Consider the following 9114-nt stretch of genomic DNA (forward strand, 5'->3'; position numbering starts at 1 on the left):
ATAAATTAATTTAACCTTTTGATTTTCGTGGGACGTAATATGTGATTTCACTTCTATGGAAGCCTCCTCTTCAGAAACCTTCGGAGTAGAAATAAATATTCCCTTATCACCAAATTCACTAAAACTGAAGTGAGTTTCGGAAGTAGAAATTAACCAGACATCTCTGTAAATTCCTCCATAAAAATTAAAATCTCCTTTTAGAGGGACAATTGAATCATCGTGGCTATTATCAACCTTTATTTCTAAGCTATTTATACCGGAAGACAATAAATGAGAGATCGGAATAGTGAAGGCGGTATATCCTCCTTTATGCTTTCCGGCAAATTTCCCATTCACATAAACTTCGGCTATTTGATTTACACCTTCAAAATGTAGAAACCGCTTTCTGTTGTCGGATTTATCAATTTCCAGCTTTCGCTTATACCAAGCAAGGCCACGATAGTAGCCTTTCTCATCATCAAATGGATCTGTTTTATTCCAGGAATGCGGTAAATTGACACTGTGCCATTCTGCCTTATCTGATTTTTCTCCTAATGCAAATGACCAATTGCTATTGATCGTTTCCATTGACCTTCCCTCATGTTGCGAAAATGAAGGAAAAGCTATTAGAAAAAATAAGGCGGCTAATAATCGCATAGTACTACATCATTTTAATTCCAAATCGGATTCGAGCACATCATCAGAACTTGAGCCTACAAAAACTTTAAAATCCCCTGGTTCAGCATAAAAACTCATATCCTGATGGTAGAATGCCAAGTCTTTTTCACTAATTGAAAATTCGACCGTTTTGGTCTCCCCTGCTTTCAATTCTATTTTTTCAAAGCCTATGAGTTCTTTAACAGGGCGAGTAATAGTTCCAACTAAATCTCTCATGTATAATTGCACCACTTCTTTTCCATCTCGGTCTCCAGTATTTGAAACTTCAACTGTTACATTTATAGTGCTATCTTTACTTAAGCTGTTAGAACTTAATTTTAAATTGTCGTATTTAAACTGAGTGTAACTTAAACCAAATCCAAAAGGAAATTGCGGCTCATTGCTGACATCCAGATAATTCGATTTGAACTTTTGAAACCATTCGCCTTCCAGCGGTCTTCCAGTATTTTTATGGCTGTAATAGATTGGAATTTGCCCCACATTTTGCGGATAGGTCATGGTCAGTTTACCGGAAGGATTTACATCTCCATACAAAACATCAGCCAATGCCAGACCTGCTTCAGAGCCCGGAAACCATGCATTCAAAATAGCATCAGAATGTGGAAGAATTTCCCCAAGTACTAAAGGTCTTCCACTCAACAATACCACTACTACTTTTTTACCCGTCTCTTTTAAAGCTTTCAATAAGCGAACTTGATTGTCTGGAATGCTGATATCTGTTCTACTAGAACTCTCACCAGAACTTTCGGAAGCTTCTCCTAAAATGGCTACCACTATATCAGATTCATTCGCCAACTCAACTGCTTCATTGATCATTTCAGCTTCAGGTCTGTCATCTCGGTAAGTATTTTTACCAAACATACTTATTCGCTCTTCCAAATCCGGATCCTCCACTAAATTAGAGCCTTTGGCATATTGAATATTTTCCGGATTAGCTGAAACTTCTTTCATTCCATCATAAATCGAAATCGACTTACTGATAACAGCACTTACACTCCAAGTGCCGACCATATTTTCTTTATTGTTGGCTAATGGTCCAATCAAAGCAATTTTAGCTTCTTTTTTTATGGGTAAAGCTTCTGCCTCATTTTTCAATAAAACCATTGATTCAGAAGCAATCTTTCTTGCTACAGCTCTATTCTCATCCGAAAATAATTCTTTGGCAGCACGCTCCTCATCCATATATTTATAAGGGTCATCAAATAAGCCTAGTTGAAATTTTGCTTTTAAAATCAGTCTGCAAGCATTATCGATGGTTTCTACGGATACTTTACCTTCATCCACTGATTTTTTGAGCGTAGTCAGAAAGCCTTCGCTTACCATGTCCATTTCAACACCAGCCTTCAAAGCCATAGCGGAAACTTCCTGCAAATCTCCCATACCATGAGCAATCATTTCACTCACACCCGTATAATCACTGACCACAAATCCATCAAAGCCCCATTCCTCTCGCAAAACATTTGTCATCAGCCATTTATTTCCAGTTGCAGGAATACCATCAACTTCATTGAAGGAAGCCATTACCGTCCCTACTCCTGCATCAACTGCCGCTTTGTAAGGAGGAAAATAATCATTATACATTCTCAATCGACTCATATCCACCGTATTGTAATCTCTACCGGCTTCGGAAGCTCCATAAAGTGCGAAGTGTTTCACGCATGCTAATAAAGTGTTTTCAGCTGATAAATCATCGCCTTGATAACCGCGTACCATAGCGGCTGCAATTTGACCACCTAAATAAGGATCTTCCCCACTTCCCTCAGAAACTCTTCCCCAACGAGGGTCTCTTGAAATATCGGTCATAGGTGAAAATGTCCAGGCAATTCCATCGGCAGAAGCTTCTTCAGCGGCAATTCTGGCTGATTGCTGAATCAAATCCATGTCCCAACTAGCCGATAATCCAAATGGAATAGGAAAGATGGTTTTATATCCATGAATTACATCTTTGGCTATAATAAGCGGAATTCCTAATCGGCTTTCTTCTACAGCCACTTTTTGGACAGCTCTAATTTTATCGAGCCCATTTATATTAAATAAACCACCTACTTTACCTTCTTTTATACTTTTGGCTATTCCGGTATTGGTGCTGATACCGGTACTTACATCACCTGCAGAAGGCAAATTCAATTGACCAATTTTTTCTTCCAGTGTCATTATTGAAAGTAGGGAATCGACCTTTTGATCAATACCAGAAGTACTTTCCTTTTGCTGAGGGTTTATGCAACTACCCAAAAACAATAAAAAGCCGACAGAGGATAATATTAAATATTTCATATGATTATATTTTATTTTTAATGCCATATAGAATGTCTGACTTCTTGGAAAAGTTTACAAAAACTCATTTTACTACCAATATTAATCTTCTTAGACCAAGCCATTTTTATGGACATTTCATTCCTATTTTATTTTGAATTTGAAAATAACCAAGACAACAATTCAGGCTCTGCAAAAGCTGGATCCCAACTATTGTGATTGGCATGTGGGTATAATGTGAATTCTACATTAGCCTCTGCCTCTTTCAAGGCAATTACCATTTCTTTAGAATATTTAGGCAAAACCACATTATCTTTAGCTCCGTGAAAAACCCATAAATTAACTTTTTGAGCATAATTTTTGACTGAAGAAGAATCACCAGCACCACAAATGGCAATCGCAGCAGCAAATGTATCCGGTTTGCGATGAAGCATTTCAAAAGTGCCCATTCCGCCCATGGACAATCCACCCAAATAGATTTTGTCAGCATTTACATTTTTATGAGATTGTAAAGAATCCAATAAGCTTATCACTTTCTTCAATGCTGGATTTGGCTCTCCAGAATAATCGAACTTAAAAACATTTCCGCTTTTAGAACGGTCTATATCTGCTTTTGCCCAATATTCATTTTTGGGACATTGAGGAAAAACCACTATTGCTGGAAACTTCGCTCTGTTTTCTTCATTTAAGAACAAATCGGAACCATGAAGCAACTGCTTTTCATTATCATTACCCCGCTCTCCTGCCCCATGCAAAAACAGCACGAGTGGATATTCTTTATTTGAATCAAAATTCTTAGGATAAAGAATCCTGTAATTCAAGCTGTCTCCATTTTCGATAAATACTTCTTTATCAAAAGCTGATTTATCTTGTGCTTTCAATACCATTGGAGCTACAAAAAGTACCAGAAATATATATTTTAATTTACTCTTCATAGTAAAATCCTAGTTTTGACAAACCTGCTTCAACTTCTTTATTTCGCATAAAAAGCTCCCAAATCAAACCTGATCGATGGTTTTCAATCATCACGGGAATTGGACCCTGATCAATTGCCAAATAGCGTGGCACATACCAATCATGTTCAAAAGAGAAAGCATCATAAGGACCATAATCCCCTATCAAACTGTCTCTTTTAGGTTCGTATAAGAATTTTAGAAATTGCATGCTTTCTTTTGGAGTGTAAGGAAAAGAAGAAAGTGCTGCCGTTGGAGAAATCACTCCTAAATCATCACTTGGATTGTGTCCTGCATATCCTCTCATAGAGTAACTAGAAGTTAAGCCCCACAAATTTTCGCCATAACCTTCAAAATTATTGGGGTTTTCCACTGCATAGTGGTATTGAATTAAGGCATGATTCCTATTCAAATCCCAATAATTCCCATACTTATCATTCAGATTTTTAGGATCTAAACCCAAATAGGAATAATGAGCCCAAAATAATGGACCAACCGCTTTATTAGCATGTTCGTAATGATCTAAAATAGTAGGCAAACCATAAGCTGTGGTATCGTTTGCAATAGCGCCACCTCTTGCCCAGCCATTATGATAAACATCTGCTTTTATGGAATGCGTTGGAGAAGAAGCCGCCAAGACATACATAATTAGACATTCATTATAACCTCCAACCGGGAAATTCATATTCCAGCCATGATTAGGAGACCAATGCCAATACAAAACATCTTCTCCACCTTTGGTGTACCAATCCCATTCAACCTCTTCCCAGATTTTAGAGATCCGCTGCGCCAATTTTTCTTCCCTATCATTATTGGTATCCAGAAATTGTCTTACCGTTAACAAGCCTTGAATTAGGAATGCTGTTTCCACTAAATCTCCTCCATCGTCCTTTGCTGAAAAAGCTTTTACTTCACCGGTTTCTCCGTTTAACCAATGCGGATAAGCTCCATGAAAACGGTCCGCTGTTTCAAGGAAATCTAGATTTTTTTCAAACCGTTCAATCGCTTCAGATCTTTCGATAAATCCTCTTTTCACACCAACAATAATGGCCATCAGACCAAAACCAGAGCCTCCAGATGTCACAATGTGTTTATCGTTTGAAGGGTATAAATTATCCTCATGGAATCTTTCCCTTGCCAAGCCTGAATTAGGCTCAGCACCATCCCAGAAATACTGGAAAGTTTGATATTGAACCAAATTCAACAATGAATCCTCATTAATATTAGTTGCATTATCACTTTGTTCATTTTGTTGGTTAGGAGCAGAACAAAAGGTGAAAAGTAAAACTGTAGTTAGTAGTAAGATTATATTTTTCATTTTAAAATATTTAGTAAGTAAATCCTAAATCAGTTAATCCTTTTTGTACATCAGGGTCTTGCATGAAAACATTCCAAATCAATGCCGTCCTGTGATTTTCTATCATAGTGACAATCGGCCCTTGGTCAATGGCCAAATATGAATTTGCATACCAATCTTGTGTTGCGTTAAAAGCATCATAGAAACCATATTCACCCCATAATCTGTCGCCCAGCAAATAATAAAAATGCTTTATGGCTTTCATTGACTCCTCAGGAGTATAGGGGATAGATGAAATGGCTGCGGTTGGTGTAATCACTCCTAAATCATTATAAGGAGAATGAGCATTATAGCCTTCATGATTATCGCTAGCAGTTAAACCCCAGGAAGTTTCTCCGTAACCCACATAATTGTTGGGATTATCTATAACATAAGCCTGATTAATTAAAGAATGTGCCTGGTTTTGCTGCCAATAGTTGGCATATTGATCTTGCAGGTTTCTAGGGTCCAAGCCTAAAAATGAATAATGAGCAAAGAATAATGGTCCTCCCTTATCTTCTCCCAGCGGCATGGTGATTCCATAAGAAGAACTTCCATTAATTATCCCACCATTTCTAGCCCAACCAGCATCATAAACAGATTTTTGAATAGGATGAGTAGGTGAAGATGCAGCTAACACGTAAATAATCAAGCTTTCATTCCACCCACGTATCTGTAGGTTCATTGCAAATTCATTTTGAGGAGACCAATGCCAATAGAGAACATCTTCGCCCCCTTTGGTAAACCAGTCCCATTCCACCTCCTCCCAGAGCGTTGTGATTTGGTTAATAATTGCTAGTTCCTCAGCATTCGTTTCATCCAAATATTGTCTTACCGCCAATAATCCTTGAATCATAAAAGCAGTTTCTACTAAATCTGCGCCATCATCTAAATCGCTAAAAGGAATAGTGGCACCTGTATTTCCATTCATCCAGTGTGGCCACACACCATGAAACCGGTCAGCCTGGGTTAAAAAATTGACAATTTTATCGAATCGGTTTACTCCCTCTGCCCGAGTGATAAATCCTCTTTCAATTCCGACTATAATGGCCATTAAACCAAAGCCAGAACCACCTATGGTCACTAAATCTCCAGAAGTATTTCTTTCTCGAGCCAAACCACTATTAGGATGAGCAAAATCCCAGAAATATTTGAAAGTCTGTGCCTGAATTTTGGTTAATAATTCCTCCTCAGTGATTTGATCAAATTTGTAGGTAGAATCTAGTTGAGTATAAAAGTTTTTGGAAAATCCCTGGAACTCAAAATCATCTTCACTTTTGAGATTATTGGATATTCTAAAATCATATTTTGAAAAATCATTGGCCACTTCCGGGCTTTGGATTTGTAATGTTTTTTGGTCTTCAGAAAGCTGGTAATTTAAAGGAAGGCGTGCTCCTTTATTGATTAATGTGATAAAGTTGTCAAAATTTGTTTCAGGATTAAGATTTTGATCAAATGCTAAAATTATTTCAGGATTAAGCGAGATATCTTGAATTCTATTATTGGATTGTAAAGAAATCCCATTCACTTCAGCACTTAGTAATTGGAATTCACCTTGCTGAGTTAGAAATTGGTAGGTAGCTCCAGGAAATTCTTTGTTATTTGTGGAAAGAACGGTTCCGATATTTAGGGTATAAACCGTATTATTTTGAAAGTCATTTTCTGGTTTTGCTGAAATAGATTTATCCTCATTCAGATAAGAAAATATTAGTGTAACATCTCCTTCCTCAGTTGAAATTGAGATGTTTTCTTCTGCAGAATTTCTATCCAAAGGATCAGAAAATTCTACCACAAGGCCTTTATCAAAAGGGGCATCTTCTGTTATTTCACCTGCAATTAAATTCAGCGTACCTATTCTAATACTTTTCAGTTGTAAGAGATCTAATTCATTAGGTTGATCAGGTTCTTCTTGACAAGAGAATATACCTCCACTGATGAGGAATATTAAAATTAAGGAGAGTAAGTGCTTAGCAAATTTTAACATTGAAAATGTAGATAGGTGTTGAAATGAAAAAGCAGGGGCAAAATTGCCCCTGCTTTATGAAAAACAATTAAACTATTATGGTTTTTCAGCATCATATAATTCGGCTACATTCTCAGCAGAATATGCGCCATGAAATACTCTGAAATCATCTAACCAACCTTTAAAGTGTTGGGAAGTAGGGATATCATAACCACCCCAAGGCTCATTGTCCCACATAGTACCAGCTCTTGATTGAACAAAGCCAAAGGCTAATTCATCTACCACTTCTGGTTCTTGTCCTCTGTAGGTTACCCCAGTAACTGTTTGCTTAAGATCACCTTCTGGCCAAAGATTAAAGTCAAAGCTTTTCATTAATTCACCATTGAAATAAAGTGAACCTTTTTTAGCTGTAGCATCATAGCTATAAACTGCATGATACCATTCATCTTTAATTATATCTTGCATTTGAGTTGGACTTAAGCTTCTTGCAAAGTCCCAACCTTGCCAGCCACCGTTTGTGTTATCAGTAGCTTCACTAGGGAACCACATGTCTTCGGCTGTATTAGTGCCATCTTCAGTAACGTAGCTTATTGCAAATTTAGAACCCTCATAATTTCCGAAGATTTCATACTGAATTCCAAAAAATGCGCCCAAGCCAAATACAAACATACCAGTTGGGTCGCCATTTTCATTTACATGACCTTCACTTTCGGTTTTTACCCAGAAACTAACTGTAAAATCATTAGTTTCAGTCATTAAACCTCCAGCATTAGAAACCTCTATGATACTTTGGTCTCCATCAAAATAGGCTGTGTTATTAACGGCTCCGAAACGGTCTTCTTGATATTCTATAGCTACTTCAGTTCCATCAGCATAGTTGCCCATTTCATCTGAAGCATCTCCATCAAATTTCCAGTATGCAACTTGAGCATCTGATAATGGAGCCACAACCGGCAATCTACCTGCAGTTTTGAAAGTTCTTGATCCATTAGTTAAGGTACCTCCATCAGCAGCTACCACGGCAGAAGAAACTGAAACTGTATAATCTGTTCCTTGAATCAACTCTTCATTTGGAGTTGCTGTAACTACATTTCCATTTACAGAAACTGAAACAGGTACCTCATTATCGCCATCGCTTACAGAAATATTTGAGGCAGTTGCTGTTGCAGCATCAACTTCCCTATCAAATGTAATTTCAAAAACTGCATCTGGCGGCACATCTGAAGCAGATGTGGCAGCGTTCAAATCAACAGTAACTTGTTCCCCTGTAGAGATATCAGTTCCTGTTGCAGTTAAGGCTTCAATGGTTAAAGCAGGTGCTTCATCTGGTTCATCCTTACAAGCCGTAAAAACCAGTGCACTTAGCAATAAGGCTCCGGTCCAGTACTTCATTTTGTTTAGCATTCTCATAATCGTTTTTGTTTTAAGTGTTAAAAATTTAATTCCAGTTTGGGTTTTGGGAAATCTCTCCTTCCGAGATGTTAATTTCAGATTGCGGTATTGGAAATAATTCATGCTTACCAGCTTCAAATCCTAAAGGACCTAAAACTTCGGCTGCACGGTCTGTCCTGACTAAATCCCAATAACGCAAACCTTCAAAAGCAAACTCTCGGCTGCGTTCTTCGTAGATAATTTCTCTCAATTGGTTTGGATCGGTAGTAGTTATATCTGGTAATATTTGGTCATCATTACCTCTAGCTCTTTGTCTGACTTCATTTAAATAAATTAAAGCTTGAGCTGAGTTTCCTGTTTCGTTCAATCCTTCTGCTGCCATTAATAATACATCAGCATATCGAATCACTCTTCTGTTATGCCCCCATCGGTCAGCATTTCGCTCTCCTGTGGCATAAACTTTTCTATTGTAAGTTTCAATTTGCTCTATAGAGCCATCTTCAGCATAAGTGGTATCTGGTGTAGTTCCATCTCCTTGAATAGTAACACCATCGATTACA

At 37.6% G+C, this 9114-nt stretch carries 7 protein-coding genes; all 7 read right to left on the reverse strand.

What is annotated here, in order from left to right; translation table 11 throughout:
- Positions 1–636: sugar-binding domain-containing protein (locus Q0L29_RS04635; RefSeq protein ID WP_296619473.1), on the reverse strand; the 636-nt coding region annotated here is incomplete at its 3' end.
- Positions 637–645: 9 nt separating this feature from the next.
- Positions 646–2931 carry a beta-glucosidase BglX gene (gene bglX / locus Q0L29_RS04640; protein ID WP_296619474.1) on the reverse strand — a complete coding sequence of 762 codons (2286 nt, stop codon included), beginning with the start codon at positions 2929–2931 and terminating at the stop codon, positions 646–648.
- A gap of 128 nt (positions 2932–3059) precedes the next feature.
- Complete coding sequence (locus Q0L29_RS04645) at positions 3060–3845, reverse strand: prolyl oligopeptidase family serine peptidase (protein WP_296619475.1); 786 nt, start codon at positions 3843–3845, stop codon at positions 3060–3062.
- Positions 3835–5181: a glucoamylase family protein gene (locus Q0L29_RS04650; protein WP_296619476.1), complete on the reverse strand. Its 1347-nt coding sequence runs from the start codon at positions 5179–5181 to the stop codon at positions 3835–3837. Before Q0L29_RS04650 ends, Q0L29_RS04645 begins: the two co-directional genes overlap by 11 nt.
- A 10-nt stretch (positions 5182–5191) precedes the next feature.
- Complete coding sequence (locus Q0L29_RS04655; protein ID WP_296619477.1) at positions 5192–7183, reverse strand: glucoamylase family protein; 1992 nt, start codon at positions 7181–7183, stop codon at positions 5192–5194.
- 75 nt (positions 7184–7258) lie between these two features.
- On the reverse strand, positions 7259–8554 hold the full coding sequence (locus Q0L29_RS04660) for a LamG-like jellyroll fold domain-containing protein (protein WP_296619478.1): 1296 nt from the start codon (positions 8552–8554) through the stop codon (positions 7259–7261).
- Positions 8555–8600: 46 nt separating this feature from the next.
- Positions 8601–9114, reverse strand: a 514-nt coding sequence (locus Q0L29_RS04665; protein WP_296619479.1) for a RagB/SusD family nutrient uptake outer membrane protein, incomplete at its 5' end; no start/stop codon positions are given.

Source organism: Marivirga sp., from assembly GCF_024636815.1.
Classification (GTDB): Bacteria; Bacteroidota; Bacteroidia; order Cytophagales; family Cyclobacteriaceae; genus Marivirga.